This is a genomic window from Rhodococcus sp. MS13 (assembly GCF_013277835.1).
Taxonomy (GTDB): domain Bacteria; phylum Actinomycetota; class Actinomycetes; order Mycobacteriales; family Mycobacteriaceae; genus Rhodococcus_F; species Rhodococcus_F erythropolis.
Genome location: NZ_VBTL01000004.1, coordinates 714349 through 740622, shown reverse-complemented (window position 1 = coordinate 740622; position 26274 = coordinate 714349). Strand labels below are relative to the sequence as shown.

Annotated in this window: 26 protein-coding genes and 1 pseudogene; 9 read left to right on the top strand and 18 right to left on the bottom strand. The window is 61.0% G+C overall.

All coding sequences use genetic code 11. From position 1 onward, the window contains the following. Positions 1 to 31: 31 nt before the first annotated feature. Both FEZ59_RS11995 and FEZ59_RS11990 read left to right on the top strand, forming a co-directional pair. Positions 32 to 622 carry a heme-binding protein gene (locus FEZ59_RS11995; protein WP_021331790.1) on the top strand — a complete coding sequence of 197 codons (591 nt, stop codon included), beginning with the start codon at positions 32 to 34 and terminating at the stop codon, positions 620 to 622. 201 nt (positions 623 to 823) lie between these two features. Beyond that, positions 824 to 1819, top strand: a complete 996-nt coding sequence (locus FEZ59_RS11990; protein WP_020971029.1) for an alpha/beta hydrolase family protein — start codon at positions 824 to 826, stop codon at positions 1817 to 1819. Between the two features lie 57 nt (positions 1820 to 1876). On the opposite strand, the gene FEZ59_RS11985 is transcribed toward FEZ59_RS11990, so the two are convergent. From FEZ59_RS11985 to FEZ59_RS11975, 3 genes are all read right to left on the bottom strand, one after another. Continuing rightward, complete coding sequence (locus tag FEZ59_RS11985; protein WP_021331791.1) at positions 1877 to 2992, bottom strand: NDMA-dependent alcohol dehydrogenase; 1116 nt, start codon at positions 2990 to 2992, stop codon at positions 1877 to 1879. 79 nt (positions 2993 to 3071) lie between these two features. Further along, entirely contained in the window at positions 3072 to 4799 is a 1728-nt protein-coding gene (locus FEZ59_RS11980; protein WP_346343227.1) for a helix-turn-helix domain-containing protein, read from the bottom strand. A gap of 77 nt (positions 4800 to 4876) precedes the next feature. Continuing rightward, entirely contained in the window at positions 4877 to 6286 is a 1410-nt protein-coding gene (locus tag FEZ59_RS11975; RefSeq protein ID WP_021331793.1) for an AarF/UbiB family protein, read from the bottom strand. Positions 6287 to 6418: 132 nt separating this feature from the next. Between FEZ59_RS11975 and FEZ59_RS11970 the strand changes: the two genes are divergently transcribed. Genes FEZ59_RS11970 through FEZ59_RS11950 form a run of 5 tightly spaced genes read left to right on the top strand, consistent with a single transcriptional unit; the run spans position 6419 to position 10301 of the window. Further along, positions 6419 to 6838 carry a MerR family transcriptional regulator gene (locus tag FEZ59_RS11970; RefSeq protein WP_007729752.1) on the top strand — a complete coding sequence of 140 codons (420 nt, stop codon included), beginning with the start codon at positions 6419 to 6421 and terminating at the stop codon, positions 6836 to 6838. 46 nt (positions 6839 to 6884) lie between these two features. Then, positions 6885 to 8261 (top strand): MFS transporter, encoded by a 1377-nt coding sequence (locus tag FEZ59_RS11965; protein ID WP_021331794.1) that lies wholly within the window; start codon positions 6885 to 6887, stop codon positions 8259 to 8261. After that, on the top strand, positions 8258 to 9277 hold the full coding sequence (locus tag FEZ59_RS11960; protein WP_021331795.1) for an ABC transporter substrate-binding protein: 1020 nt from the start codon (positions 8258 to 8260) through the stop codon (positions 9275 to 9277). Before FEZ59_RS11965 ends, FEZ59_RS11960 begins: the two co-directional genes overlap by 4 nt. Positions 9278 to 9298: 21 nt before the next feature. Then, positions 9299 to 10018, top strand: coding sequence for a 2OG-Fe(II) oxygenase (locus tag FEZ59_RS11955; protein WP_172932668.1), 720 nt, complete (start codon positions 9299 to 9301; stop codon positions 10016 to 10018). Next, the gene (locus tag FEZ59_RS11950) at positions 10008 to 10301 is read left to right on the top strand and encodes an Ada metal-binding domain-containing protein (protein ID WP_007729748.1); all 294 of its coding nucleotides are present in this window, start codon (positions 10008 to 10010) and stop codon (positions 10299 to 10301) included. Before FEZ59_RS11955 ends, FEZ59_RS11950 begins: the two co-directional genes overlap by 11 nt. Here the strand turns inward: FEZ59_RS11950 and FEZ59_RS11945 are convergent. Genes FEZ59_RS11945 through FEZ59_RS11935 form a run of 3 tightly spaced genes read right to left on the bottom strand, consistent with a single transcriptional unit; the run spans position 10264 to position 11562 of the window. Continuing rightward, on the bottom strand, positions 10264 to 10692 hold the full coding sequence (locus FEZ59_RS11945) for a VOC family protein (protein ID WP_003940449.1): 429 nt from the start codon (positions 10690 to 10692) through the stop codon (positions 10264 to 10266). The two genes, FEZ59_RS11950 and FEZ59_RS11945, sit on opposite strands and share 38 nt — an antisense overlap. A gap of 40 nt (positions 10693 to 10732) precedes the next feature. Further along, positions 10733 to 11215, bottom strand: coding sequence for an SRPBCC family protein (locus FEZ59_RS11940; protein WP_003940319.1), 483 nt, complete (start codon positions 11213 to 11215; stop codon positions 10733 to 10735). Positions 11216 to 11217: 2 nt separating this feature from the next. After that, positions 11218 to 11562: a metalloregulator ArsR/SmtB family transcription factor gene (locus FEZ59_RS11935; RefSeq protein WP_003939956.1), complete on the bottom strand. Its 345-nt coding sequence runs from the start codon at positions 11560 to 11562 to the stop codon at positions 11218 to 11220. 94 nt (positions 11563 to 11656) lie between these two features. Between FEZ59_RS11935 and FEZ59_RS11930 the strand changes: the two genes are divergently transcribed. Further along, a complete protein-coding gene (locus tag FEZ59_RS11930; protein ID WP_172932667.1) occupies positions 11657 to 12313 on the top strand; it encodes an alpha-ketoglutarate-dependent dioxygenase AlkB in 657 nt (218 codons plus the stop codon). Positions 12314 to 12318: 5 nt separating this feature from the next. On the opposite strand, the gene FEZ59_RS11925 is transcribed toward FEZ59_RS11930, so the two are convergent. The 11 genes from FEZ59_RS11925 to FEZ59_RS11875 form a co-directional block, all read right to left on the bottom strand. After that, positions 12319 to 12465, bottom strand: coding sequence for a hypothetical protein (locus FEZ59_RS11925; protein ID WP_020723613.1), 147 nt, complete (start codon positions 12463 to 12465; stop codon positions 12319 to 12321). Between the two features lie 185 nt (positions 12466 to 12650). Beyond that, positions 12651 to 13886: an MFS transporter gene (locus FEZ59_RS11920; protein ID WP_003939879.1), complete on the bottom strand. Its 1236-nt coding sequence runs from the start codon at positions 13884 to 13886 to the stop codon at positions 12651 to 12653. 49 nt (positions 13887 to 13935) lie between these two features. Continuing rightward, entirely contained in the window at positions 13936 to 14649 is a 714-nt protein-coding gene (locus FEZ59_RS11915; RefSeq protein ID WP_003940486.1) for an FCD domain-containing protein, read from the bottom strand. Positions 14650 to 14841: 192 nt separating this feature from the next. Continuing rightward, complete coding sequence (locus tag FEZ59_RS11910) at positions 14842 to 16587, bottom strand: CocE/NonD family hydrolase (protein WP_151530800.1); 1746 nt, start codon at positions 16585 to 16587, stop codon at positions 14842 to 14844. A gap of 50 nt (positions 16588 to 16637) precedes the next feature. After that, on the bottom strand, positions 16638 to 17918 hold the full coding sequence (locus tag FEZ59_RS11905; RefSeq protein WP_172932666.1) for an MFS transporter: 1281 nt from the start codon (positions 17916 to 17918) through the stop codon (positions 16638 to 16640). A gap of 205 nt (positions 17919 to 18123) precedes the next feature. Beyond that, complete coding sequence (locus FEZ59_RS11900; protein WP_003940013.1) at positions 18124 to 19113, bottom strand: biotin-dependent carboxyltransferase family protein; 990 nt, start codon at positions 19111 to 19113, stop codon at positions 18124 to 18126. Next, positions 19107 to 20012 carry a carboxyltransferase domain-containing protein gene (locus FEZ59_RS11895; RefSeq protein ID WP_003939693.1) on the bottom strand — a complete coding sequence of 302 codons (906 nt, stop codon included), beginning with the start codon at positions 20010 to 20012 and terminating at the stop codon, positions 19107 to 19109. Before FEZ59_RS11895 ends, FEZ59_RS11900 begins: the two co-directional genes overlap by 7 nt. Further along, positions 20009 to 20779 (bottom strand): 5-oxoprolinase subunit PxpA, encoded by a 771-nt coding sequence (locus FEZ59_RS11890; RefSeq protein ID WP_003940049.1) that lies wholly within the window; start codon positions 20777 to 20779, stop codon positions 20009 to 20011. The genes FEZ59_RS11895 and FEZ59_RS11890 overlap by 4 nt, the downstream gene beginning before the upstream one ends. 46 nt (positions 20780 to 20825) lie before the next feature. Beyond that, entirely contained in the window at positions 20826 to 22145 is a 1320-nt protein-coding gene (locus FEZ59_RS11885; RefSeq protein ID WP_172932665.1) for an aspartate aminotransferase family protein, read from the bottom strand. A gap of 50 nt (positions 22146 to 22195) precedes the next feature. Continuing rightward, a complete protein-coding gene (locus FEZ59_RS11880; protein WP_172932664.1) occupies positions 22196 to 23314 on the bottom strand; it encodes a phosphotransferase in 1119 nt (372 codons plus the stop codon). 70 nt (positions 23315 to 23384) lie between these two features. Next, positions 23385 to 24143, bottom strand: coding sequence for a glucose 1-dehydrogenase (locus FEZ59_RS11875; protein WP_003940296.1), 759 nt, complete (start codon positions 24141 to 24143; stop codon positions 23385 to 23387). Positions 24144 to 24388: 245 nt separating this feature from the next. Between FEZ59_RS11875 and FEZ59_RS11870 the strand changes: the two are divergent. Next, positions 24389 to 24961: pseudogene (locus tag FEZ59_RS11870) on the top strand (acetyl-coenzyme A synthetase); the annotation flags it as partial. A gap of 36 nt (positions 24962 to 24997) precedes the next feature. Here FEZ59_RS11870 and FEZ59_RS11865 read toward each other — a convergent pair. Beyond that, positions 24998 to 25591 carry a TetR/AcrR family transcriptional regulator gene (locus FEZ59_RS11865; protein WP_003940062.1) on the bottom strand — a complete coding sequence of 198 codons (594 nt, stop codon included), beginning with the start codon at positions 25589 to 25591 and terminating at the stop codon, positions 24998 to 25000. Positions 25592 to 26274: the final 683 nt, after the last annotated feature.

Sequence of the window (26274 nt, the reverse complement as noted above, 5' to 3'; positions counted from 1 at the left end):
TTCGAACCATTCGACTGAAAGTGTGCCCGACATGAACCACCGCATTTACACACGACTTCCCCGTACGCTCGCTGTCGCCGTTCCGGTTGTCGCAATCCTTGCCAGCGCCGCGTGCTCGACCACCGACACACCGGTGGCGAACGCATCGAGCACGACGTCGATTTCTGCCACGCAGCAGCCTGCTGCGACCGGCGATTCGGCGATTGTCACTCAGAATCGACTCAGCGCCGACGCAGCAGTGAAGGCTGCTGGTGCGGCCCTGGCAAAATGCCGGGCGGACGGGCTCGGATTTGTCACCGTCTCCGTCGTCGACCGTGCGGGAAATGTCATCGCCATGGTGCGCGCCGACAACGCAGCCCAGCACACGGTGGAGGCCTCACGTGAGAAGGCGTACACCTCTGCAGCTTTCGGAGCCGACACCAGTGACCTCTCGCAGCGTACCAAAGGCGAGGGATCGACCATCGCCGACCTCCCCGGCACTCTCTTCCTTGCAGGTGGAGTCACTGTGAAGGCTGGATCCGCGTCGATCGCCGGCATCGGTGTCGGTGGTGCACCGGACGGAATGCAGGACCAAGCGTGTGCTGCCGCAGGTCGTGATGCGATCGCTTCGTCACTCGGCTGAGTGAGCGCATTCAGCGTGCTTCGTGAATTGTGCTTTTCGCCACCTGGATTCGCTCGGCACGACAGTTGTCCGATTGTTGCGATGACCTCGACTTTGTAACACCGGAGCCCCCGGAAAGGGACAAACACGTCGACAGTGGAACCGACGATGCACTTACCGAAGCGAGTTTCTTGATGCGCAGTTTCGGGGAAAGACACAACCTTGCAGAGAATCAGATTCAGGTTGCCCGAACGCAATACACGGCGGGCGCGGGTGCTCGTAGCGGCGTTGTTGTCGATATTCCTCCTCGGCGGCATGTTCGGTCCGACCGCCGCGAGCGCTACTCCGGCGCACACGGCGCCATGGGGTGGTTACGACGAGTTGTGGGTCCCGTCTTCGATGGGAAACATCAAGGTTCAGGTGCAGTGGGCCGCGCGGGGCGGCAACGCCGCGTTGTACCTACTTGACGGTCTTCGCGCGCAAAACGACAGGAATGCTTGGAGTTTCGAAACCAACGCACTCGATCAGTACCGCAACGACAACATCACGTTGGTGATGCCGGTCGGCGGTGAGTCGAGTTTCTACACGGACTGGTACGCGCCGTCCAATTTCAATGCTCAGCCCATAACGTACAGGTGGGAAACATTTCTCACACGTGAGCTTCCGGACTTCCTTGCAGGGTATGGTGTTTCACCAACCAACAATGCGATCATCGGGTTGTCGATGGGCGGCAGTGCCGCGTTGAACCTGGCGGGGCATCATCGGGATCAGTTCAAGTTCGCGGGCTCGCTGTCCGGCTACATCAATATCTCGGGCCCGGGTATGCGTGAGGCGATCCGCGTAGCCATGTTCGACGCCGGCCGGTACAACGTCGATTCGATGTGGGGCCCGCCGTGGTCATCCGGGTGGCTTCGCAACGACCCGTTCGTCAACGCGGAATCGCTTCGCGGACTGTCGATGTACATTTCGTCGTCCAACGGCATCCCGGGACCGTACGATCATCCGTCTGCGCCGATCGATTACTTCCACACGGCGACGGGTATGGGGCTGGAGGCGCTCTCGTGGGTGCATGCGCGTGCATTCGAGATTCGTCTGAAATCCATGGGAATCCCAGCGACGTACAGCTTTCCGCCCGCCGGGATTCACTCCTGGCCGTATTGGTCTGCTGAATTGTGGATGGCCAGAGGACAAATTCTCGACACCATGAACGCCTGGTGACGCAGATGTGAGGATCTCTCCGGACTGGCGTATGCGTCAAGTCCGGAGAGATCTCGCTCAGAAGGTGATGATTCCGCGGAGGTTGCGACCGGCATGCATGTCGGCGAAACCGTCGTTGATCTGGTCGAGGCTGTACCGGTTGGTGATGAGTCCGTCGAGTTCGAGCTTGCCGCTGGTGTAGAGATCGATCATCCAGGGAATGTCGGCGGTGGGATTGGATGCGCCGAACAAGGATCCTTGAATTCTCTTCTGGTACAAGGTGAGTTCCATCAGGCTCACGGGAATGCCGATGTCCGTCATCTTCCCGAGACCGGTGACGACGCAAGTTCCTGCCTTGCGGATTGACGAGAACGCCTGCGCGACATGTTCTCCGGTGGTGACGCCGACGGTGACGATGGCGGAATCCGCGCCCTGGCCGTTGGTGAACGAGCGCGCGATGTCCGTGGCTTCCTCCATGGTGGCCACGGCATGGGTCGCCCCCAATTTCAATGCACTGTCGCGCTTGAACGCAACCGGGTCCACCGCGATCACGTGGGCGGCGCCGGCATGCGAGGCGCCCTGCACCGCGTTGATTCCGATTCCGCCGACGCCCATGACGATGACCGTCTGCCCGGGATACACCTGAGCGGAGTTGACCGCGGCGCCCCAACCGGTTCCGACGCCGCAGCCGAGCAGACACAAAGCGTCGAGTGGCAGGTGCTTGTCGACTTTCACGGCCGAGAGAGTGCTGACCGTGGTGTATTCACTGAAGGTGGACAGGCCGCAGGTTTGTGCGACTGGCTGACCGTCGAGAGACATTCTGTAACTAGAGGTTTCGCCGGGCCTGCTGCCGGTCATGATGGCAGCACCGTTGTCGCAGAGGTTCTGGATTCCGCTTGCGCACCAACGGCAGCGGCCGCAGGCGGCGAGGAACGAGAACACGACATGATCGCCCTCGGACCATCCTTCGGTGTTCGGCCCGACCTCGACGACGATTCCGGCGCCTTCGTGTCCGCCGCAGATGGGATAGCGGCCGACTCCGTGGTCGCCGCTGGCGATGTGATCGTCCGAGTGGCACAGGCCGGAGGCGACCATCTTGACAGTGAGTTCGCCGCTGCGGGGTGAATCGAGTTCGAGATCGACCACCTCGTATGTGCCCGGTGCTTGGCGAATGACGGCTCCACGAGTGCGCAAGTTGTCTCCTGAGGTGAGAGTTGTTCTTCGGCTACCTCAGTTGTCTACTCGCGAGTTCAGGACGGGCTCGAGGCCCATCTCACTGATTGGACGTTTCGTATTTTTCGGATTCGTCCGGGGTTCGTCCCAAGATGGCGAGTTGCAGTTCGGTGAGCAGTCGCGTGTCCGGCTCGTCCAACGAAATGCCCATGATCTGTTCAGCGCGCCGAATGCGGTAGCGCAGCGTGTTCGGATGTACTTTCAGAGACGAGGCGGCCTTCTTCACATCCCCGAAAGCTGTCAGGTAGGCCGTGAGCGTGAACTGCATGTCAGAGGTGTTCTTGTCGTCGTAGGAGACGAGTCTGTCGATACGAGGGTCTCGCAATCGCTCGTGATCAGCAACGAGGTCGAGTATCTCGCCCAGCAACACCGCGGTGCGTGACGCCGCGAGTGTGGTGACCTTCGAGGTTTCGTGATCATCGGTGGTATCGAGCACGCGGTCCACCTCTCGACGCGCCTCGGGTACGCCGTGCAATCGCGCGATCGGGACCGCGACTGCGGCGCGCACGCTGATGCCCGCACGGTCCTCGACTACTCGCACGGTGTCGTAAGCCCAGTCGCTGACAGCGACCTCGTGGTCGGCCTGAGGGAACAATACGTAGATCCGGTTGTCGATGATCGTCGTGACCGCGTCGCTGCGGAATGCGCTGGCGCGCAGGCGCAAGGCGTTGGTGATTCGATCGAGATTCGATCCGGGTGAGAGTGATGTCGCAAATCCGATGACCGCAGACGGTCCGTCGGTGTTGATGCCGAAAGAACCGGCCAGCGAGTGCATGTCGACCCCGCCGGAGCGAACGCCGAACAGCCTTTGCACTTGGGCATTCTCGCGGCTGGAGGCGTCCAAGGTCCGCATGAGAATGCGTGCGGCGACTGCCGCTGCCCCCCGCAATACCGCTTGGGCGTCGTGGGAGAGAGGTCCAGACGCGCGCTGCACCCAGATGCTGCCGAGATTGTGTTGGTGTGCAACAGAACCCGTCGGCGCTGACAGGTCCGGGCGGGTGATCCTCACAGCCAGCCTCTGCGCGGCTCCGATGCTCGGCTCGGAGGGCAGACTGATGACCTCGTCCGATCGCCTGAGATGCTCGAACACGCCTCTGCTCTCTATCCATTCGGTGTATTCGATCGGCCACTCCCGGCCGAGTATGGAGAGCTGACGGAGTTCGTCTTCGCCTTCGTGAGCAGAGGAATATGCGATGACATGGAGTGCCGTGTCGTCGATCGTCACGAGTCCGCCAGTCAATTCGGCGATCGTTTCCGAGAGCGCGAACAGATCCGAATCACCACCGGCCACAGCTCCTGCGACGGCCCGCGAACGGTACATGCTCTGTGTCAGAAGCCGTAGTACGAGCGAATAGACGTGCCCGGAACTAGCCTGCGGATGTACCGCGGCCACTGCGATCCCGATGTTACGTGCGGCGGTGAGAACCGTCGTCGCCTCGCGCGCATTCTTGACGAGCAGAAGCTTCGGGCGACGCCTCGCCGGCCTGCCTTCGAACTTTCGCAGCCACTGCGTCAACGTCGATTCGGGAACCCCTACGGGGAGGTAGATGTCGGAGATCGCACCACGGCTGTCGGTGCCGTCGATATCGGAGGACTCGACGAGGGCGATCGAACGGATTTCGACATCGAGTCCATCCGGGCTTTCCAGAAGTTCGATCACGGACTTGTCCGTGGAATGCATGAGGGCGCCGAGGGTGGTGCCGACACTCGGCCCGTTATTCCTCGGACCTGTCGACGCTTGCGGGAGGGCTACAGAAAGTGGCTGCACATTTGCTCCTCGGCCGGTGGGTCATTACAGGCTAACCCCGACAGACGAAATGCAGAATAAGGAAATAGGGGACAAATTTATTCGTCAGGCATGGTGATGCCGAGTTCCTGCACCTTTTCGGCGACTGCCTCTGGAAAAACGTTCTTGAACAGATAAAGGTCTTGTCCGATCACCCAACCAGGTGCCAACGCCGTCGCATATCGCTCGAAGTATCCGAGTTGTTTACCGAAAAGAACCAATTCCTCGGGACTCGCAACACCCCACTGCTTGCCCAACTGAATCAGTGCCATGATCAATTCACTGAGCTTGAGTTCACCGAGGTCACGGCCGAGAATCGGGGCCAGGGCCGTTGCGACCTGCATACCGAGCTGATCGTCGTCGACTTCGTAGTCGGTTGCATATCCCAAGGATCGAATTCCGCGGGCGACACGGGCGAAATCACCGTCGATGAGGGTGGCTCGGAACATGTCGGAAAGGATGGATCTCCAGGTCTCGGGAAGGACGCCGACGATGCCGAAGTCGAGCATCGCTATCCGGCCGTCGTCGAGGACCCACAAATTTCCCGCGTGGACATCTCCGTGGAACGGACCGTGAACGATGACCGATTCGAGCCAGACCTTCACTCCGCGCCGGATCATCATGCGGGCTTCGTCGATGCCGTCCGGACCGGCGACGAACCGATCCAGCGGAACGCCGCGCATGCGTTCCATACAGATGACGCGGGGACCACAGTAGTCCCAGTACACCTCCGGTGTCGTGACCCCTTTGTTGTCACCGAATGTGCTGATGTTGTTCCGGAATGTGGTCTGCCGGTCGGCCTCGACCGCGCTGTTCAACTCCGTCATCGTTGCATTGTGCAGATCGCGAATGATGGCGGTGGCATTGGCAATTCGAAGGAACTCGACAAACTTCTCGAGGATGTTCGCGCCCCAATACGCCGCCCGTAGGTCGATCAGCATCCGCGCATAGATGTCCGGACGCTGGATCTTGATGACGGCCTCGCGGCCATCGTGCAGAACGCACGCGTGTACCTGCGCTACCGACGCGGCCGCGAGAGGTACGTCGTCGAATTTCGCGAACAGGTCGTCTACGGAGTATCCGAGGTCCTCGTGCACGACGCTTCTGGCCTGCTCGGCAGGAAATGACGGAACGTCGTCGAGGCAACGTAGGCATGCATTGGCGACGGGGGCCGGGAACAGGCCGGACGACGACGCGACCAGTTGACCGAGCTTGACGAAGGTGGGACCCAGAGCGATGAAGCCGTCGACCATCCCGTCAGAGGCAGCGTCAGCCCACGTGCGTCCACGCTTGCGGAAAGGCCACACGATCAGTGCCAGCATGATCGACGTCGACAACACGACGGCGATGATCGCGGAACGCCACAACTGGGCGAGGCCGAAGCGTTCGAGGTCCGGCATGTGGACTTCGAGGGCAGTGGCGGGCACTCCTGACGAGTACGGCCCGACAGGTCGCGTTGGATCCAGCACAGCTCTCCCTCGTTCAACGAGCGCATCCAGCATTTTGCCGTGAGATCACTTACGCGACCCCTTCCGTTAGTCAGTATGCCAAGTCACACATAACTGCCGGAACCGCCTACGCGTTCAGCCTACGATCGGTGAATGCGTGAGCACTTGATCCCGATCGGCGAGGTTGCAAAATCGTTCGGAATTGCGGCGTCGACCTTGCGCTACTACGAGGACGAAGGACTGCTGTCCGCGCGGTCGCGAACTGGCGGCAAACGCTGGTACGGGCAGCGTGAGCTGCGCCGGCTGGCATTGATCCGGATGTACACCGAGACGGGAATGTCCTTGGAACAGGTGCGGTCCTTCATCGAAACCGACACCACGTCCGACCAGTTCTCGACGGTTCTCGCAGATCAAGTGTCGACACTCGAGGCGCAGATCGCCGCTGCTACGCGAGCGAAACTGATCCTCGAGCATCACCTGACGTGTCGGCAAGAGCGTCCGATGCAGTGCCCGTGGTTGCTCGAGCAGCTCGACATACGCGTCGAAGCGGCGCTTGACTTCAAGTTGACTTGAACCTTCATAGTTAGGGCGCACTTACCGCCCTATCCGGAGGTTGACCATGTCGGCACGACGATGGCTGCCGCTCATCGCCGCATGCATCGGAACTTTCCTGTTACTGACGTACGCCACCATCACGACAATCGCGGTGCCGGCCATCGCAGTCGGTTTGGACGGCAGTACGGGCGCGATGTCCTGGGTCGTCGACGCCTACACGCTGGCTCTTGCCGCGCTTCTGGTGGGCATGGGCGCGCTCGGCGATGCGTGGGGACGTAAACGCCTCTACATATGCGGACTGGTCGTGTTCCTGGTTGCAACGGCCGTGTGCGCGATTGCCCCGGACGTCACGGTTCTGGTCGTTGCTCGCGGCGCGCAAGGAATTGCCGGTGCGGCAATGTTCGCGACGCTCCTGCCTCTGCTCGGCGACGCATATTCGGGCCGCGATCGTCACGTCGCCTTTGCTGCGTGGGGCGCCGTCGCTGGATTGGCGGCGGGAATCGGGAACGTTGCAGGAGGGCTGCTGACGCAGTTCTTCGACTGGCGTGCGGTTTTCTATTTCGGAATCCCCGTGGCCGCAGTAGCGCTCGCAATGGCTGTGTTCTGTTTCGCCGACAGTGAGCGCGGCGACGACAACATCGACTGGGCCGGAATCGTTTTGTTCACCCTCGCTGCCGTTGCCGCGGTTCTCGGCGTGACGTGGGGCGGCGACATCGGGTGGGCTTCGTCGTCGACAGTCCTTGCCTTCCTGATCGCAATCGGTGCGCTGACGGCGTTTGTGTCCTGGCAGCGTCGAGGCAGCAGTCCGATGCTCGATCCGGCATTGTTCCGATCCCTGAAATTCGACGGCGTCCTCGTCGCTGCGTTCGGGTACTACCTCGCGGCCTACGGCCCGCTCGTAGTCCTTTCACTGTGGCTGCAGAACGGGCTGGAACTGTCGGCATCGGCGGCCGCACTCGTGCTCTCGATTCAACCGCTCGCTTTTGTCTTCGTGTCGGCGCTGTGTGGATCACGGCTTCAGCGAGTCGACCTTCGACTGTCGCTCGGATTCGGGACGGTTCTCTGCGGAATCGGTTGCGTGGCCATGCTGTACGTTCTCGCCGAGCCGGTCTGGCCCGCGCTGATCGCCGGGCTGATTCTGACCGGTGTCGGTTCCGCGATGGTGTCGCCGGTGCTGCCGGGTGCCGCGATGTCGGACGCCCCGGCAGAGCGCGCCGGGACGGCTTCGGCGACAGCCAACTCGTCGCGTCAATTCGGGCTTGCCGTCGGAATTGCGTTGTGCGGCTCGCTCTTCGTCGGTCCGGACGAGTTCGCCTTGCTGTGGCCGTTGGTCTTCTGTGCCGGCGTCGGAATGCTCACGGGTTTGGTGTCGATCCTTCTCTTTTCTCGTTCGTCAACTCCTGCAACAGTTCAACCAATCGCCGAAAGGGCACACACATGACCAGGCTGTTCACTCCACGACCGCACCGGCGTATCGAGATGGACTGGAATCGCCGCAGGTTCCTCGGCGCTGCAGCAGGATTGGCTGCTGCGCTGGCAGCGGCCGGTTGCTCGCGTTCGGACGCAGACGCCGGGGGCGAAGGCGATGCAGGCTGGTCCTTCACCGATGATCGCGGCAACCTGATCGAATTGGATTCACCGCCAAGGACATTTGTCACCTACACCGGTATTGCGGGTGCTCTCTGGGATTACGGACTGGTGGCTGTCGGTGTTTTCGGGGCGCTGACACGATCACCGGGATCAACGGACACCAGCATCTCCGGCAACTTGGATTTCTCGAAGACCGACATGGTCGGGCAGCTCTGGGGACAAGTGGAACTCGAGAAGATCGCTGCGCTGGAGCCGGACGTCGTCATCGTCCCTCAGTTGCGTGGTTCGGCACTACTAGACGAGGCGAACTTGGATGCGGTGAAAGGCTTGTCGACAGTACTGTTCGTGGAAACGGCAGCAGGAACCATCGACCGAACCGTGCAAGAGATCGTGGAACTGGCCGTGGAACTCGGAGCGGACCAGGATATGGAGGCTCAGCGAAAAGACTACGACGCTGCGCGTGCACGGATCTCCGAAGTTGCTTCTTCGCTGAATAATTCACAGGTTTTGTTCGCGTCCGCAGATCCGGACACGATTCGTGTCAGTCTTTCGGGATTCCCGATCCTCGCAGACCTGGCGGGATTGGGACTTGCCGTCGTCGATCCGGCCGAGGGATCGTCGGTCTACGTCGAGAAACTGGCTTGGGAGATGGCGGACCACTATCCGGCCGACATGATCTTCCTCGACGATCGCCCGTCCAGTTTGCAACTGGATACGCTCGGAACCAATCCTGCGTGGTCCAACTTGCCCGCGGTGAAGGCGGGAAAGATCGGGACCTGGAATCCGGAACCCGTGCTCAGTTATGCCGGGATCGCCCGTACGTACAACAATCTGGCTGACCAGCTGCTGGCATTCTCACATTCCTGACCGCCGCGTCGTCTACGACGTATGGACCTCTTCACCGATCTGTCTGCTCGAGTTGATTCCCTCGATTGGCCTGCGTTGATCGAGGGAATCAACTCCGGTGGGTGTGCCCAGACGGCGCCGATACTCGACGAGTCGGAGTGTCGCGAAATTGCTTCCTGGTACTCGGAGGTCGACCGGTTCCGGAGCACCGTCGACATGGCTCGATACCGCTTCGGTCAAGGGGAGTACCGGTACTTCGGTGATCCCGTACCGGAGCCGATCACGGCTATGCGATCCGCCTTCTACCGACACCTCCTGCCCGTGGCGCGGGAGTGGGCGTTCAAGCTGGGCGAGGGTGCACCGTGGCCGGATTCTTTCGAAGAATGGATCGATCAGTGTCACGACGCCGGTCAGAATCGCCCTACCCCGATCCTTCTGTCCTACGGACCTGGTGACTGGAATGCATTGCATCGGGACTTATACGGAGAGTTGGTGTTTCCCTTGCAAGTCGTGATCGGGCTCGACAGACCTCGCATCGACCACGCCGGCGGCGAGTTCTTGCTCGTGGAACAGCGGCCGCGCGCCCAGTCGAAAGGGATGGTGACAGTTCTCGGGCAAGGTCACGCGTTGATCTTCACCACGCGGGATCGACCGGTGCAGAGTTCTCGTGGGTGGTCGAGAACCCCTGTGCGACATGGTGTCAGCGTGGTGCACTCGGGTACGCGTCGAACATTGGGATTGGTGCTTCACGATGCCGAGTAAGACGTACATTCTCCGCGACGCTCGCAACAAACCCTACGAGAGTTCGACGCCCGGTGTGCTTGGCGGGCACCGGAAAACGAAGATCTACGGGCGACTCGACTGTCGAGGGGCCGCGCAGGCAATCGCGCGTGGCGGGTATGTCGCCAGTCGGGTGTTCTTCGCGGACGAGCCGACCGCGATTGCGGCCGGCTATCGCCCCTGTGCCGTCTGCATGCCCGAAGGTTACGCAGCCTGGAAGGCAGTTGCTACGCGCCGAAGCGGTCGCGGTACTCCTTCGGAATGAGCGGCTTGTCGCCGCGGACCTTCAGCTGCTGGACAGCCCAGGTATTGCCGTCCGGGTCGGCGAATCCGAAGAAGGTGCCCCCGTCACGCTCGTCGAAGACGGTGACCTCACTGGCATCGACGCCGCGGTCGATGAGCTCCTGGCGAGCCGCTGCAGCGTCGGCCACGACCAACTGCAATCCCTTCAACGAACCAGGGGCCATCTCGGTTTGCGACGGCAGGTTGCCGATGACGATCGAGCAGCCCGAACCACGCGGGGTGAGCTGGGCGACCGTCATGTGTTCGTTGACGGTGTGGTGGTCGAGATCGAAACCGACCTTGTCACGGTAGAACTCGATGGAACGGTCGAGGTCACTGACGGGAACGATGACTACTTCGAGGGTCCAGTCCATGTAACTGCCTTTCGCTGAGGAGGTTCGGGCAAACAGGTGGTCAGAGTTGCGCGACGATCTTGTCCAGGCGTTCGTAACCTTCGGTGACGCCGAGCTCCATATTGCTCTCGATCATTCCGTCTCGCGCTTCGAGGCTCGGATATACGGAATGGCCGGAGAGGCGGGTGCGTCCATTGCCCAGATCCTCGAACGTGATCGATTCGATGCTGACGACGTCGGGAAATCCCTCGTATTCGAAGGTCTGGATGGCAAAGTCGTTCTCGCGAACAACGTGAAATACACCGTTGAACCGGAACTCTTCGCCCTCGGGGTTGCGATGGACGTACTTGTATCGACCGCCGCTCACGAACTCGTATTCGTCGATCTCCATCTCGTATCCGTTGGGGCCGAGCCACTGCTTGACCAGATCGGGATTCGAATGAGCTGCGAAGACGGCACTGACGGGTGCGTCGAATTCGCGGGTGATGTCGATGTACGGCACGCCCTCAGGAGCCGTGATGGTGACGGGATTGGTGGTAGCCATGGCTAAGTCTCCTTCTGTGTGGTGCTGAGTAGGTGATCGAGCTTGCGGAACTGTTGTTCGTGGATCAGTCGATAGCGGTCGATCCAGGCGGTCAAAGCCTCGAGAGTTGCGGCGTTGAGATGTACCGGCCGCCTCTGGGCTTCGCGGCTGCGAGTGACCAAACCCGCGGCTTCGAGTACCTGAATATGTTTGGAGATGGCCTGTTTCGTGATCTCGAATGGCTCGGCCAACTCGTTGACCGTTTGGGGGCCGGTGCTCAGGCGGGCGATGATCCGCCGTCGTACCGGGTCGGCAAGTGCCATGAACGCTTTGTCGAGACGCTCGTCTGCCCCTGGATCCACGATCACTTGTCAACCATCTCCTTTATCAACCAACTTGTTGATTACGATACGAGCCCATGCAGAGGGTGTCAATGCTTCGAAACCGATTAGCGTGGAAACCATGAACGCTCTGATTCCTCGGCCACGATTGGAAGTGGCGCCGGGGGCGATCCTCGTTCCGGATTGGCTCAGCGTCGAACAGCAACGCTTCTTGGTGGCCGAGTGCCGACGGTGGGCGACCGCACCCGTACCGATGCGCTCCGCTGTTGTCCCTGGTGGGCACAAGATGTCGGTGCAAACAGTCTGTCTCGGTTGGCATTGGCAGCCGTACAAGTACACGCGCACCGCCGACGACGTGAACGGTGCGCCTGTCGCAGCGGTGCCTGACTGGCTCGTCGACCTCGGCCGGGCCGCAGTTGCCGCTGCCTATGATGATCCGACTGCGGGGGAGCGGTACACGCCGGACACCGCGCTGATCAATTTCTACGACGAGGGCGCTCGGATGGGCATGCACCAGGACAAGGACGAGCGCTGCGACGCTCCCGTCGTCTCACTGAGTGTCGGGCAGAGTTGTGTCTTTCGATTCGGGAATTCCGAGAACCGGAACAAGCCGTACACCGACGTCGAACTCCATTCGGGTGATCTTTTCGTCTTCGGTGGAGAGTCTCGGTTCGCATATCACGGAGTGCCGAAAGTTCTTGCGGGAAGTGCAAGTCCCGACATAGGTCTGCCGTCCGGGCGGCTGAACATCACCCTGCGGGATACCGGAATGTCGTGACTGTCTCACCCCTGCTGTGCCACTGGTGCAGCAGGGTCGAAGTCTGCGCTCGAAGGTCCGTCCCCGACCATCTCGATCAACTCGGTCGACGGTGGAGTTGGCAGCGTGCGCCAGCGCTCTCGTTCGAGGTTGTGGGGTTGTGTCTCGTTCATGCCCTCATTATCGACTTCCGGCTCCGATCCACCAGTCGGGGATGGGCCGGGTGCAATTCGGTAGGCCGTTGAGGGAGCCCCGCTGTCTCGTCGACATCCTCGGACCTCAGCACGTCGACGACAGCTCGGGTCGCGTCACGGGTCTGGGGAGGTTGGTGGGTGGATTCGAGGCGACCGTGATTCGCTTATCCCAGTGTCTTGTTGCGGCCGGCGAGGGAGCCGAAGACGAGTTGCACGGCCAGCAGCACCAGCAACGCGATCAGAGGAGTCGTCCAGGAATCGACGGCGTCGTGCAGTGCACCGAAAACGAGGGGACCGGTGGCGGCCAGAAGGTATCCGACGGACTGTGCCATACCCGAGAGTGCCGCTGCTTGACCGTGATTGACAGTGCGTATTGCGAAGAAGGACAAGGCAATGACAATCGATCCGCCGATGCCGATGCCGAGGAATGCATTCCACAGCAGGGCCCAGGAGGGGAGGAGGAGTTGGCCGAGAACTGCCACTGCGGCGACCGACACCAGCCCGAGGACGGCTCCTCTCTGATCCTTGGGCAGTTTGTGCAGGAGCACTGCTGTGAGGAGGCTGCCGACGATCGAGAATATTTGCATGATGCCTTGATGCAGTCCGGCGGTAGCCGCGGTAGTGCCGTGTGATTCTTCAATGGTGGGCCACCATGTCAGAACGGTGTAGAAGAAGAGAGATTGGACGCCCATGAATATTGTGATCTGCCACCCGAGTGCTGAGCGCCAGGGGGAGCGATGGCCGCCTGGATGGGGATCCAAAGCCGCAGCGTGATCGTGTTTCGGAAGCGTGCGTCGGCGAAGTTGGGGAAGGAACACCCCAAATCCTATGAGAGCCATAGCAGCCCAGATTCCGAATGCGATCCGCCAACCGTGATCGGTGAGACCGGCGATCGGCACGGCAAGTCCGGATGCGGTTGCGGCGACGGCTGCAGAGACCGCCGAGAAGATGCCGGTCAAACGGCCGGCTTCGGTCGGGAAGTCTCGTTTGAGGAGCGCCGGCAGTAGAACGTTCATTGTTGCGATGGACATGCCGAGCGATACGGTACCGATCCACAGCGCAGGCATCCACGGAACAGAGCGGATCACGATCGCTAAGGCGAGCATGCCGAGTGCTGCTGCGAGTGTCCGTTCCATTCCCCACCGAGCTGCGATGACCGGGGCAACGGGGGAGAACACTGCGAAGCACAGCAGTGGGAGGCTGATCAGCGCTGATGCTGTTGTCGACGAGATATCGAGATCGGTGCGTACCTCACCGAGTAGCGGGCCGACGACTGTGATTGAGGCTCGAAGATTGGCTGCGATGAGAAGAATGCCAGCGATAACGAGTCCTCGGCGCATCATCGGTATCGCGCTCGGGGCAGACGCCACGTTTTCGGTGTCGGAGATGACGTTAGCCATAGGTGTGCCCTTCTGAGATTGTCTGTGCGCTGAACCTCTTGTGTGTCAGCTACTTCGGCATGTTTTGCAGAAAGAGGGATCGGCTGTGGTCCATCAGTCGGACCACTGCGGCGGCTGCGCCGTCCGGATCGCGGTCACGGATGGCCGCAAGCAGCTGCCGGTGTGGGTCGTCGTCGGTCCAAGGTCCGATGAACAGCTGTCGAGTCTCCTTGTCGGACTTACCTTGTGGGATGCTCATGGTGTCAGAGCGATCGAGACTGCGGTAGATGTCCGTGATCAGTTGGTTCCCGCTCGCTGCGAACATCTCCAGGTGGAAGTCGAGGTCGTACTCGACGGATTTGGCGACGTCGGGCTCAGCGTCTCGGCCATCCAAAGCCCGAGTCATTCGGTCGATGTCTTCGGGCAGGGCTCGTTCGGCTGCGAGTCGGGCGGCGTAGAGCTCCAAAGCTTCACGGGCTTCGAAGATTTCGAGCACGTTCTCCGCCGCTGCACGTCGTTGGAGCGCAATCTCGAGTTCTGAGCTCGCGCAGACGTAGGTTCCGTCTCCCGGGCGTGCTTCGAGGAGGCCGGCATGGACGAGGCCGCGAATGGCCTCCCGGACTGTATTGCGGCTCGCGCCGGTCATTTCGACAAGTTGATGCTCGCCGGGGATCTTCTCCCCTAATTCCCAGTTGCCAGAAGTGATCTGGGACCGCAGTTGTTCCGCGATCTGCACTGAAAGTGGGATGTTGCGTGCGGTGGGTGCGATACGGGAATCCGGCATGAGTCAAATGTAGGACATTTGGCGATTTGTGGATAGGTTTACCTTTGTGATCTAGGGCACTCGGGTTCGGATCGGCCTTCTGCGGGCATCGAACGGAACAGTTTTCCTAATCCAGCCCTGGCGTATACGAGTGATGCGCGACTCCCCCTGACACTGTTGAGGGGGAGCCGGGCGCCGCTTGAGTTTTGTTGTTTACGAGCTGGGGATTACTGGTAGGAGCACGTAAGGTCGCCGCGCGGTTGCCCCGATCAGCGTTGTTTGGCCATCGTAGTGGGGTTGATCGCGATCGCCCGGGAGTTCGTGCCAATATGCCCCGCTGCCGAGAAGCTCTCGGCCGTAAGCGCATTCCTGTTTGCCGGGAAGGCCGTGCGTGTAGTCCTGGCCGCGGATGGACAATCCGATTCGGTACCCGGCCGGCGCGACGATCGAGAAGGGCCAGATTTCTACGTCGGCCTCGTAGACGGCATCTGGGATCAGCGGTGATGCTTCGGTGTGCGCGTGCCAAGGCCGGTAGGGCAGTGAGCGGTCGTCGTCGAGTGTCCGCTGTGACATGCGTAGCCAGCCCTGTCCGAGGGGGCCGTTTGGCTCGAAGGCCGTGGGAAACAGGACTTCGGCGCCGGTGGGATCGAACAAGTGCATAGTCACGAACAGGTCTGCATCGGCTGTGGTCGACGAGACGAACAGTTTCAGAGCTGCGGGTCCGGTGAGCTCGAGTTCCTCTTCGAGGACTGGAAGTTTGAACATGACCCCTTCCGATCGCGCTTTGAACGTCACGCTTTGATCGGTCGTGGGCACGTTTGGGACGAGCGTAGAAGAGTCGGTGTCGAGGTAGAAGCGGGTCCACTCGGTCCGGGCTAGCGGCCACTCGTCCTCTGCGCGTACGAAGAAGTCGTCGGGAGTGCGCACTTTGAGTTGGACGGGGGGCTTCTTGTCCCAACCGTTGTCCTGGCCCTTGAGGAAGTGGTCGAAGAACTCGCGCTGAAGTTCGAGGCCGTAGTTCGTGTAGAACTCTGTCCAATGCTCCAACCCGTGGACTTCAAGCCACTTCTGGTCGGATGCGACTCGTGCGAAACCTTCGAAATTCCCTCGTGAGTGCAGGCCCATCCCGCCCCAGTTCGAGGCGGACAGAACTGGGACGGTCACCTTTTCCAGAACGGCGGAACGGTCCTGGTAGTAGCTGTTGAGGTTTGGATTCTCGCGTAGGACGTCGCCGATTGCGATTGCGTTCTCCTCGAGTTCCTGCTCCGTACGGATCGGCAGCCCTGAGACCCGGCGCCCGGTGTGCGGATTGATCTCGGCGTCAGCGCGGCCGTGCTGCACACTCTTGACTTGATGCGGCATCCAGCTGGGCATGAATTCCGTCGTGATACCGCCGTGGTGAGTGTATTCGCGGTAGTAGTCGGATGCCCCTTCCCACGGGCAGATCGCGGCCAGGTGCGGCGGCGCGAGTTCCGCGACCTGCCACTGGTTGCTGGCGAGGTACGAGATTCCCAGCAGGCCGACCTTCCCATTGCTCCACGGCTGGGCCGCTGCCCATTCGATGCTCTGGTAGAGGTCCTGCGTTTCGCGAGGCGAGAAGAAGTCGATAGCTCCTTCACTGCCGCCGGCGCCACGAGTGTCGATTCGCACGCATACGTAACCGGCGGGTACCCACCGTTCCGGGTCCGGGTATTCCCAAACCTGGTAAGCGTTGGTGGAGTGCTCGGAGACCTCTGGATGGTCTCCGAGCAGGCTTTGCAGTTGGCTTGCGTAGCCCACAGCGAAGGGCAATCCCTTCCCATAGGGGCTGGCGGCGAGGAGTACGGGATGCTGTTGGTTGTCGTCCGGGCGGAAGATATCGGCGGCGAGGGTGATGCCGTCGTCCATGGTGATCCGCACGTCCCAATCAATGCGCATTCCGTCCCGCAGTTCACTTTTCGGCAAGTAGTGCTCGGTCATGACGAACCTTTCCAGGTAGACGAAATAGATGTGAGAAGAAACAGGGAGGTTTACGGGTTGGTGCGTGCAGGCGTCTTGCCCATCGCGGCCATAGCAATCAAACCGATGATCGGGATGACTGTCAGTTGGATGATTCCGGCGGTCTGCCATCCGAAGCTGTCGCGCATGTGTGCGAAGAAGTACCCCGAAATGCTGGCGGGAATGTACATTGCTGCGACGAACAGACCACTTACTCGCCCGACGTACTTGGCGTCGACGGAGCGCTGCATCAGCGTGCTGGTGTTTGTGTAGACGATGCCGGTGAACGCAACACCGAGTAACAGCGAGAGGGTCATTTGGACAGCGAGTGGGGTGGTGAATCCGAAGATGGCCGCACCCAGAACCATGATGCCGACGAACCCGGCCACGTTGAGAAGTCTTTGATCGACGCGGTCGGCGATTGCCCCGCCGACGAGTGCTCCCAAGGCCCCGATGCCGAACATGCTGGCCGCCCAACCTGCCTGCGAAGCTGTGAATCCATGGGCGTCGCGGAGATACGTCGGGTACAAGCCGAGATAGCCGTAGATTGTGAAACCACCTGCCGCTGCGGCAAATCCGGCACACACTACCCGACGATTCAGGAAATTCGTTCCAGCGTTCGTGGTTACCGAAGACGGAGAGGTGTTTCGTTCTTGATTGCGGCCGACCTCGGTGACGGACTGGGGCACAAGGACGAGAACCATGAGGAGGATGACCAGCCCGATTCCACCGAAAACGAACAGCGGCATTCGCCAGTCGCCCGTTGCGGACAGGATGGCACCGCCGAGCAATGGCCCGGTGAAGGCTCCCACGCCGAATGCAGCGTTGATCGAGCCGATCGCGAACCCGCGATTGCGGCTGAAGAATGCGCCTACTGCGGCAAAGAGTGCGGCGTTCTGCATTCCTTCACCAACGCCCGAGAGGACGCGCCACAGAGTCATGTCGATGATTCCGACGGCTACCGCTTGGAGTGCGCAGCTGACGGAAAAGATGACGAGGCTGATCAGAATGATTTTCTTGCGGCCGAACCGATCTGCGAGGTATCCGGCGGGAATGCCTGCCAGCCCCATACCCAGGGTGAAGATCGTCGCGATGATGCCGGCCTGGCCTCCGGTGAGACCGAAGGCCACTTTGATATCCGGAAGAAGGACCGCGAAGACTTGCCGGTCCATGGCGTTGATGAAGTACGAGAGGTCCAGGATGAGGAGGAGGAAGAGTGCGCGACCGCCCAGTTGTGCCGGCGCCGGGCGGCTGGCGCGGTGTCCGATCGATAATTCCATTGCTGAGGCCTTGGTGAGGTCGGGGGATGACATGGGGAACTCCTGAGGCAGGGGGGATTCTGAGGGGAGGGTGAATTTCTGACCTGCGCACGATCACATGCGCGGATCTTTTCCCAGTCGTCCTCGGCACGTAGGCTCGAGATTGTCGGGTGGTGATCAATCTTCGAGAGTTGAAGTGCGGCCGTCGATGTCGGATTCGTCGGTTGCCGGTTCGCGTAGAGGTGGGCTGGGTTTCTATTCAGAAGAGCGATAAAAGTTTGAGGCCAAATTTCACGTCCTGCATTCGTTGATTTTGACGTTTTCTTGCCGAAAGCGCGTCGCTCAGCGTCACTCGAACGAACTGAATTGCATCGGGGGCCTTCATCTGGCCGACAAGATCGAGGTCGCAGTTGATGATTGTTCCGATGGGTGCGTAGCCGCCCCCGGTCACTGCATCACGCAGCAGGCAGATGGGTTCTTCACCGTTGGGGATCTGGATTGATCCCATGGGATATCCGAGATCAACTACGTTGCTTGGGTTGTCGCCTGCTCCGAAGGGGGGCTCTCGTTCCACGAAGGTGAGAGACGGACCGCTCAATCGGTAGCCGGTTCGGTCCGATACGGGAGACACCGTGAAGGTCGATGTGAAGAATCGTTCGATGCTGTTTTCGTCGAACCTGTAGTGGCACAGGCCTTCCACTACCCGAATCTGATAGTGACAGCTGAGTGTAGGGCGGAGGCGATCATCGACCGTGCTGCCCGGGCCAGGGCAGTCGTGTGCCATCTCGGTACCGATTGGCAGGTGGTCGCCGATAACAATCGGCGTGCCGTGTAGACCGCCGATCGCTGAACTGACGTAGGTCGATCTGCTTCCGAGGAAGGGCGGGCTGTCGATTCCGCCCCGGATCGCGATGTATGCGCGGCATCCTGTGCGAAGGGTTCCAACGGTCAACGTCTGACCTGATTCGACGTACAGGGTCATCCAGGTGTCGTGCAGTACGTCGTCGATCCACACCGGTGCGTCGCCGCCGGCGACTGCCACGTATGCCGGCGCATCGAACCGGAGCTTCGGGCCGACCATGGTCACTTCCAGTGTCGCTGCCGCAGAGTGGTTCCCGACGAGCAGGTTGGCGCAGCGATGTGAAAACTGGTCGAGCGCGCCGGAAGGGGGTAGACCGATGGCGTAGTGGCCGTCCCGGCCCAGGTCTTGGACCAACGTGTGTGCGCCGGCGTACTGGACTGTCACCATCGGACTACTTCTTTCAATTCTTCGGCATACCCGATGGGATCATCGAGAAATCGAGACAGAACAAAAGTGACCGGATGTCGATTGTATTGATATGTGCCCATTTTGGACGACACACGAATGTCCCGGTATTGATCGCCGTGAATCGGGCGAAACTGGATGAGGCTCGAGGACTTCGTGAGGACCATCGATTTCTCGTATCCCGGTGTGGTCTGGGTGAGATCGACTACGGGTACCGCAGACCGTCCCAAGAGCTGGTATCCGCCCACTCCGCTGGTCGGGTAGATGACTGTGAACGCGCCTCCGTGTGCGACCGCGCGGGCGGGGGTCTCCGTGCGCGGGCGAAGATACTTCGGTGTCTGAATCTGCCTGTCCCGGGGCACAAGTTGCATGCTCTCGGTGTTCCCCGGCTTGAAGCACGGGAATGTGACGATGAAGGGGGCAGACGAGTGCGCCGAGATGAGTTCGTCAACCGAGGAGTAGTCGTTGACTCGTGCGGTGTACTGGATATCGGTCTCGGAAGGCGATTGATGCCGATCACGAAACTTCATGCAGGTCTCGGATGTCGACGGGTCGTCGTACCACACCGGGATCTCGACGATGTCGGTGTCGAGGGTGACTGCGAACGAGTCGGCAAATTGCTTGTGCAGGCCGTCGAGCGTCTGGACCAGGTGACGAGGGTCGAGGTGCTCCGGATCGAGGCGGATCATGTAACTTGCATTTGCAGGTGCAACATCGACTATTCCGGCTATGGCCATCCGAGTGAGCGCGGCGGTGATCGCCTGTATGCGAAGCGCTTCCGCGAGATCCATCGCTTCGCCGAACTCGACGAACACGAACTCGTCGCCTCCGAAACTTACGCGCGACTCGTCACACAAGAACTGGTAAGGGGTCGATGTCATCGCTGATCCACTTTCCTGAATAGCGATCGGACGACGACGCCGGACTCCTCCAGCCGTCTGCGGACTGTTGCCGCGACGGCGACAGCGTTCGGGCGATCGCCGTGCACACAGATCGACTTCACCGGCATGGAGATGGAGGTGCCTGCCGTGGTCGATACGGAACCGTTGGCCATCTCGATCGCTCGTGCCGCCACGCTCTCGGGATCCTTCTGTTGAGGGCGCGGTTCGACGATGTTGATGCCGTCCGCGTCGAAGTCGAGGTCCGCGGCGTTCTCCGGGATCGCCGGAAGTCCCTCGCCGAGAACGGCGTCGAAGGCAGCAGTCGGTGCGAACATCAGCGGAATCCCCGGTTGGATGCTCTGCAGTACCCGTGCAATGTCGACGGCGAGTTGGGGTGAGCGGCAGATTCTTCCCATCAGCGCGCCGTGTGGTTTGACGTGGGTCATCTCGACGGCCTCGGTGGCGGCGATGGCTTGCAGCGCACCGACCTGGTACGCGACGTAGTCGACGACGTCGGAGTCGGTTGCGGGAAGAGCGCGGCGTCCGAAGCCGAGGAGGTCGGGGTAACCCGGGTGAGCGCCAGCAGCGATGCCAGCATCGCGCGCCAGAGCGACGGCAACCCGCATGGTTGTGGGGTCGCCGGCGTGGTAGCCGCATGCGATGTTCGTCGTGGTGACGAATTTGAAGAGACCTGCGTCGTCCCCCAGTGACCACCGACCGAAGCTTTCACCTGCGTCGGCGTTGATGTCGATAACTCGCGAACTCATTTGGCCTACTTTCTGACTGGACCGGAAGTCACACGTGGCGGAGTACTCAGCGCGACGGGAGTCGTTGGAACGACATCGACAACGTCTCGAGCAAGCGGTCCGCGTCGATCCGGGAGAAGACGAGCGGAGGCCGGATCTTCAGAACGTTTCCGGCCGGCCCCGATGCGGAGACCAGGACGAAGTTCCTGCGCATGTCGTCGACGATCGCTTTTGCGAGCGCACCGTCGGGTACACCGGACTCCGGATCGATGATGTCGATACCGATGAACATTCCGGTTCCGCGAACCTCGAACACCTCGGGCCAGGCTGCGCAGAGCCGTCGCAACTCGTCGAGGAGATATGTGCCGACTATCCGCGCATTGTCGATCAGGCCCTCGTCACGAATGACATCGAGTACGGCCTGGGCGGCGGCGATGGGGACGGTGCTGCCACCAAAGGTGTTGAAGTAACGAACGTTTTCGCCGAACGCCCTTCCTATGTCGTTCCGCAGAACGGTGGCAGCGACCGGGATACCGTTGCCCATCGGTTTACCGATGGTCACGATGTCAGGGACCACGTGATGGCGCTGGAATCCCCACCATGCATCGCCGGTGCGACCGAAACCAGGTTGAACCTCGTCCGCGATATAGACACCCCCAGCCCGGTGAACTTCCTCTGCGAGGACACCGAGCACCGTTGTCGGGTGGGAAAACACCCCGTCTGAGGAGAAGATGCTGTCGGCGATAAACGCGCAGAGCCCGAAGCCATGTCGATTCAGATCGGCTATCGCAGCATGAATTTGAGACCTCATGAACTCGGCGATGTCGCCGAGATCGCGACGGCGGGTACTGTCCGGCTCCGCGATGATCCGAACGTGGGGGCCCAGGGGAGAGGACTTGCCCAGGGACGGGGAGAAGGATGCGACGGTCTCGGTTACTCCGTGATACGCGTTGCGGGTGACGATGATTCCCGTGTTGCCTGTGTGCGCGCGCGCGATTCGGATCGCGAGGTCGTTCGCTTCCGAGCCAGTGCAGGTATACGTCACGCGGTCCAGCTCTGATGGGAATGTCGACAGGAGGTCTTCGGAGTAGTCGAGGATCTGGTCTTGGACGTAACGCGTGTTCGTGTTGATGATGCCGAGTTGCGTCGACACAGCTTCGGCGACGGCTGGGTGAGAATGTCCGACCGAGGCGACGTTGTTGTAGGCATCGAGATACTGGTTGCCGTCCGCGTCGTACAAGTAGACGCCACGCCCGCGGTGGACGTCCACCGGATCGCTGTAGAACAGTTGGTATCCGGGACCCAGCAGACTCTTTCGACGTTCGATACGTGTGCGGATGCGCAGCGACTGGCGGTGGATGTCGTCCTCGGAAAATCCATTCACCATCTCTGGTCTCCGCGGCCGCGTCGCAGCTGTCGGTAGTTCCATGGTGTGCCCTATCTGGTCGATGATTCGTTGACGGAATTGATGCGGTCGACAACCGGAGACCACGTAGTCCCGATCGATCGAAGAACGATCCAGTCGTGTGCCGCGTGAGATAAGACGTATTCGGCGCGCAAAGGATCTTGCTGTGCACGCCAGCACGCGATCAGAGCCCGCTGCAAACTGCGAGATGCGACCGCAATCGGGAGCAAGGAAAGCTCGCTACCGTCGAGCGTGCGGCGATTGGCAAAACCGGAGAACAAGTCGAGGGCGCTGCGCCATGGGTCCTCGGCGTGGGCATCGAGCTGATTCGACATCGATATGGCGACATCGAAGATCTCGGCTGTGCGGGTGGTATCCCCGAAGTCGATGATCCCGGAAACGTACTCCGGACGATCACCGTCGACAAGTATGTTGTGGGCGCTGAAGTCTCCGTGAACCACTTGGTGCCGGAGCTGTGGGATTCGACCCTGCACGTGCTCGGCGTACGCGTCGAAGATCCGTTCACCCAGCCTGCGGTCCTCCGGAGCGGCAACCCTGTCCAGAAGCGGCCGAAGAACGGAGAAGTTGCGCAGATCCCACACCAAGTTTCGGTCTTGTCGAGAGTGCGTGAATCCGCTCAGTGCCTCGGTTATCGCCGCTTGTGCGCGGCCCACAGCTGCCATCTGTTCTCTTGTCGGATGGCTGTCGCTGAGAGCGGATCCGGGAAGGAACTTCATCACACGTAGAACGCGCGCTGCGTCAGCGTCCGCTCGAGACAAGTCGTACTCGTACTCTCCGTCGGTTCCCTGCAGGACTGCGGGGATCGGCAATGTCGGTGCCGTCTCGGCGATATGGAGAAGGGCGGTGGTTTGCAGGTTCACGTCACACGGCGCTTCCTGAGCTCCGCTGACCTTGACGAGGAGTCGGTCCTGATTTCCGTCGAGTACGAACGTGTCGTCTTTCTCGGTCGGAATCCGGGTCAAGGTGCCGGCGAGTCGGAAGAACCGGCCGAGAGCCGAGAGAACGCTCTGTTCATCCAGCGGGGAACTAGGGGCGCTGAGCCCGCTCGCAGCCATGAGGGAGTCGAATGCCGACATCTCGGGTGCTTCGTCAGGTTTGGTCAGTGCGTGAAGCCGGTTGGTGCTCACCATGTTCACTCCTCGGTTAAAGCTGGATCAGGTCCCTGCTGGATCAGGTTCAGTGGCAGGTCAGTAGGGGTGCCTAAGAGGCAACCCAGCCGCCGTCGATCAGCAGGCTCGATCCGTGGATGTATGAGGCCGCCGGCGAGGCCAAGAAGGCGACCGCAGGCGCGATATCGCCCACCTCGCCGACGCGGCCGGCAGGGGTCGAGTCGAGCATCTGCCTCTCGTATTCCTTGTCAGCGAGGAGATGAGCATTGATACTCGTTCGCACGTTGCCGGGAGCTACGGCATTGACACGGATTCCCTTGGGCGCGAACTCCGCTGACAGCGACTTCACCAGAAGTTCGACTGCGCCCTTGGTGGCGCAGTATGCACTCGAGTTGGGGAATCCGACGTAACCACAGATCGACGAAACGAAGATCACTGCGCTTCCGTCGCTCAAATGCGTTGCGGCAGATCTTGTGAGGCGGAACGGCGCTCGTACATTGACCGCCAACTGGGCGTCGAGTTCGGAATCCGGCGTCTCGACGAACGGTGTCGGAAGAAAGACGCCAGCGGCATGGACCAGGATATCGAGCGTCCCGAAACGAGCTACCGCTTTGGCAACTATCTCATCCGGCGCCTCGTCCGCAGTGATGTCGATGCTCAATCGGTCTGCTTCTGCTCCGGCGCGGCTGAGCTCGGAGGCAACTCCGTCGAGGCGTTCCTCGTCGCGGCCTACGAGTAGAACCGAGGCGCCCCACTCGCTGAGTTCACGCGCAATCTCGGCGCCGATGCCCGAACTCGCGCCGGTGATAACCGCGACCTTGCCCTTGAGTGAAGTGTTTGTCGGGGCCATGTGAATCCTCTTCTCTTGATGGTGGCAACGAAAAGCGCTGCAGGACAGGGGTGAATGGAGCCTGGTCGATATCAGGGAGCGACTGGTGGCGCTCGCCGACGTCAGCGTCGGGATGTCTTTGCGCCGGCCTCAGGCGGGGTCTCCGTCACCCCTAATGTAAATCAACCTGCATTAAGAAAGTATGACCCACGCCACCCACTAATGCAAGAGTTCTTACAAAAGTTGGCCGGACGGATGGAAAGCCCCTCGGCCCCGGCGGCAACGGCTACCTCGTCCTCGACGAGCCGTGGCCGGCGATGCTGCGCGGCATTTGGGGCGACATGGACCGCTACCGCGACACCTACTGGTCCCGCTACGCCGAAGAAGGCTGGTACTTCGCCGGTGACGGCGCCAAGTACGACGACGACGGCGCACTCTGGGTCCTCGGCCGCGTCGACGACGTTATGAACGTCTCCGGTCACCGCATCTCCACCTCCGAAGTGGAATCAGCACTGGTGAACCATCACGGAGTCGCCGAAGCCGCCGTCGTCGGTGCCGCCGACGAGACCACCGGACAGGGCATCGTCGCGTTCGTCATCCTCCGTGAAGGCGTCGAGAACACCGGCGACGTCCTCATCGCCGAACTCAAGGCTCAGGTCTCCACCGACATCAGCCCCATCGCCAAACCGCGTCAGATCACGATCGTGCCGGAACTGCCGAAGACCCGGTCCGGCAAGATCATGCGCCGCCTCCTGCGCGACGTCGCCGAAGGCCGCGACCTCGGAGACACCTCGACCCTGGTCGACCCCAAGGTGTTCGACGCGATACGCGGCAAATAGGGCCTTCGGGTGGAGCCGCCAGACGGCAGGACGATTTCAGTCGTCGTTGCGCAGTGCGCGGTCGACCAACGCCTCAAGTTCGGTATCTGGGCTCGCGTATCCGAAGATCGCGCGGAGATAGATGGGCGCGAGAACGATATCGAAAATTCGTTCGACGGTCGGCGGGTTTCCGCCGTTCTGGGCTCGGTGGTGATCGATTGCCTGCTGAATCTGGTCAGTGCGTCTGCGGAGGTAGGCTGCAGCGTCGACTGCCGGGGTGCCTTCGTCTCTGGCGTACAGAGCGGAGCGTGCCGTGGCCAGCGCCCGGTAGAAGGCGAAGCCCTCGCGCGTCTTCACCTGTCCTGCCACCGCGTTCGCCCAGTCGAGCAAGTCGCGGCGAAGGTCGCCCGAGTTGGGAAACGGGGTTTCTTCGATGAGCTGAGTGACGGCGACGTCGAGCACGAGTGACTCGATCGTGCCCCACCGGCGATAGATCGTCACCTCGTGAATGCCAGACCGCTCGGATACCTCGCGGACGGTGATCGCGTCGCGGCCTTCGCGGAAGAGGGACCGCACCGCCTCGTGGGCCTTCTGGCGGGTGCGAGCCGTACGCCCCCCGGGGCGAACTCGACCATGCTGCATCTCGGTCATGCTCGAAGGCTAGCCCAGATCCTCATGCAAATCGAACTGCGTTAAGGTTGGGTGTGAACGGCCCACTTGTACGGGCGCGAGTTGCTGTCGAGGTCTCGGTGGCGCTTAGTGTGAGGAGCGAGGCGTTCGATTGGCGATTGCTTGCCTCGAACGCGGTTGGGCCTGCACTTTGAATGTTGCTGTTTGTCAGTAGTCTTCGGTATTCGATTGGTGTGGAAGCGGTTTCGCCAGGTGTGTCGCGGCCCATTTCTGACTATCAGGTCTTGTGGCGACAGTGACGGGGGAATGCAAACTGGGCGATGCGACCATTGTTCCCTTGATCGGGCTAACAGTTGCCGATCACAGGTCAAACTTGGAAAGTGCTCACCAAGCGCCAACCAGTTGCGTAGAGACCAGTCCGCACCCCAATGCGGCCAGGCCGCCGGTGGCGGCGCGAATCGGAAGCATGGCGGGATCAAGGTCGACACCGGCTGTCGAACGAACCAGTACAGAGCCAGCAGCGCGATGGCGAGCGGTAGCCCGAGTGTGAACCCGCTGAGCACCGCATGTGTGTCGGTAGCATTCAAGAACTGGCGGTGCCAGGAATGAGCGCTGACTGGAACGCGAATAACGTACGAGACGTCGGGTGTCACAAAGCCTGCGACGAGCGCAGCCGGCACCAATGGACCTTTCATCAAGGACAA

What these genes read in the sequence shown, in the direction of transcription:
- FEZ59_RS11925 (WP_020723613.1), bottom strand. Translation starts at nt 12,465, where the DNA reads ATGAACGAGACACAACCCCACAACCTCGAACGAGAGCGCTGGCGCACG.
- FEZ59_RS11865 (WP_003940062.1), bottom strand. Translation starts at nt 25,591, where the DNA reads ATGACCGAGATGCAGCATGGTCGAGTTCGCCCCGGGGGGCGTACGGCT.
- FEZ59_RS11900 (WP_003940013.1), bottom strand. Translation starts at nt 19,113, where the DNA reads ATGGTGACAGTCCAGTACGCCGGCGCACACACGTTGGTCCAAGACCTG.
- FEZ59_RS11960 (WP_021331795.1), top strand. Translation starts at nt 8,258, where the DNA reads ATGACCAGGCTGTTCACTCCACGACCGCACCGGCGTATCGAGATGGAC.
- FEZ59_RS11915 (WP_003940486.1), bottom strand. Translation starts at nt 14,649, where the DNA reads ATGCCGGATTCCCGTATCGCACCCACCGCACGCAACATCCCACTTTCA.
- FEZ59_RS11890 (WP_003940049.1), bottom strand. Translation starts at nt 20,779, where the DNA reads ATGAGTTCGCGAGTTATCGACATCAACGCCGACGCAGGTGAAAGCTTC.
- FEZ59_RS11995 (WP_021331790.1), top strand. Translation starts at nt 32, where the DNA reads ATGAACCACCGCATTTACACACGACTTCCCCGTACGCTCGCTGTCGCC.
- FEZ59_RS11920 (WP_003939879.1), bottom strand. Translation starts at nt 13,886, where the DNA reads ATGGCTAACGTCATCTCCGACACCGAAAACGTGGCGTCTGCCCCGAGC.
- FEZ59_RS11955 (WP_172932668.1), top strand. Translation starts at nt 9,299, where the DNA reads ATGGACCTCTTCACCGATCTGTCTGCTCGAGTTGATTCCCTCGATTGG.
- FEZ59_RS11905 (WP_172932666.1), bottom strand. Translation starts at nt 17,918, where the DNA reads ATGTCATCCCCCGACCTCACCAAGGCCTCAGCAATGGAATTATCGATC.
- FEZ59_RS11930 (WP_172932667.1), top strand. Translation starts at nt 11,657, where the DNA reads ATGAACGCTCTGATTCCTCGGCCACGATTGGAAGTGGCGCCGGGGGCG.
- FEZ59_RS11950 (WP_007729748.1), top strand. Translation starts at nt 10,008, where the DNA reads ATGCCGAGTAAGACGTACATTCTCCGCGACGCTCGCAACAAACCCTAC.
- FEZ59_RS11970 (WP_007729752.1), top strand. Translation starts at nt 6,419, where the DNA reads ATGCGTGAGCACTTGATCCCGATCGGCGAGGTTGCAAAATCGTTCGGA.
- FEZ59_RS11880 (WP_172932664.1), bottom strand. Translation starts at nt 23,314, where the DNA reads ATGGTGAGCACCAACCGGCTTCACGCACTGACCAAACCTGACGAAGCA.
- FEZ59_RS11940 (WP_003940319.1), bottom strand. Translation starts at nt 11,215, where the DNA reads ATGGCTACCACCAATCCCGTCACCATCACGGCTCCTGAGGGCGTGCCG.
- FEZ59_RS11895 (WP_003939693.1), bottom strand. Translation starts at nt 20,012, where the DNA reads ATGACATCGACCCCTTACCAGTTCTTGTGTGACGAGTCGCGCGTAAGT.
- FEZ59_RS11965 (WP_021331794.1), top strand. Translation starts at nt 6,885, where the DNA reads ATGTCGGCACGACGATGGCTGCCGCTCATCGCCGCATGCATCGGAACT.
- FEZ59_RS11910 (WP_151530800.1), bottom strand. Translation starts at nt 16,587, where the DNA reads ATGACCGAGCACTACTTGCCGAAAAGTGAACTGCGGGACGGAATGCGC.
- FEZ59_RS11945 (WP_003940449.1), bottom strand. Translation starts at nt 10,692, where the DNA reads ATGGACTGGACCCTCGAAGTAGTCATCGTTCCCGTCAGTGACCTCGAC.
- FEZ59_RS11875 (WP_003940296.1), bottom strand. Translation starts at nt 24,143, where the DNA reads ATGGCCCCGACAAACACTTCACTCAAGGGCAAGGTCGCGGTTATCACC.
- FEZ59_RS11885 (WP_172932665.1), bottom strand. Translation starts at nt 22,145, where the DNA reads ATGGTGAATGGATTTTCCGAGGACGACATCCACCGCCAGTCGCTGCGC.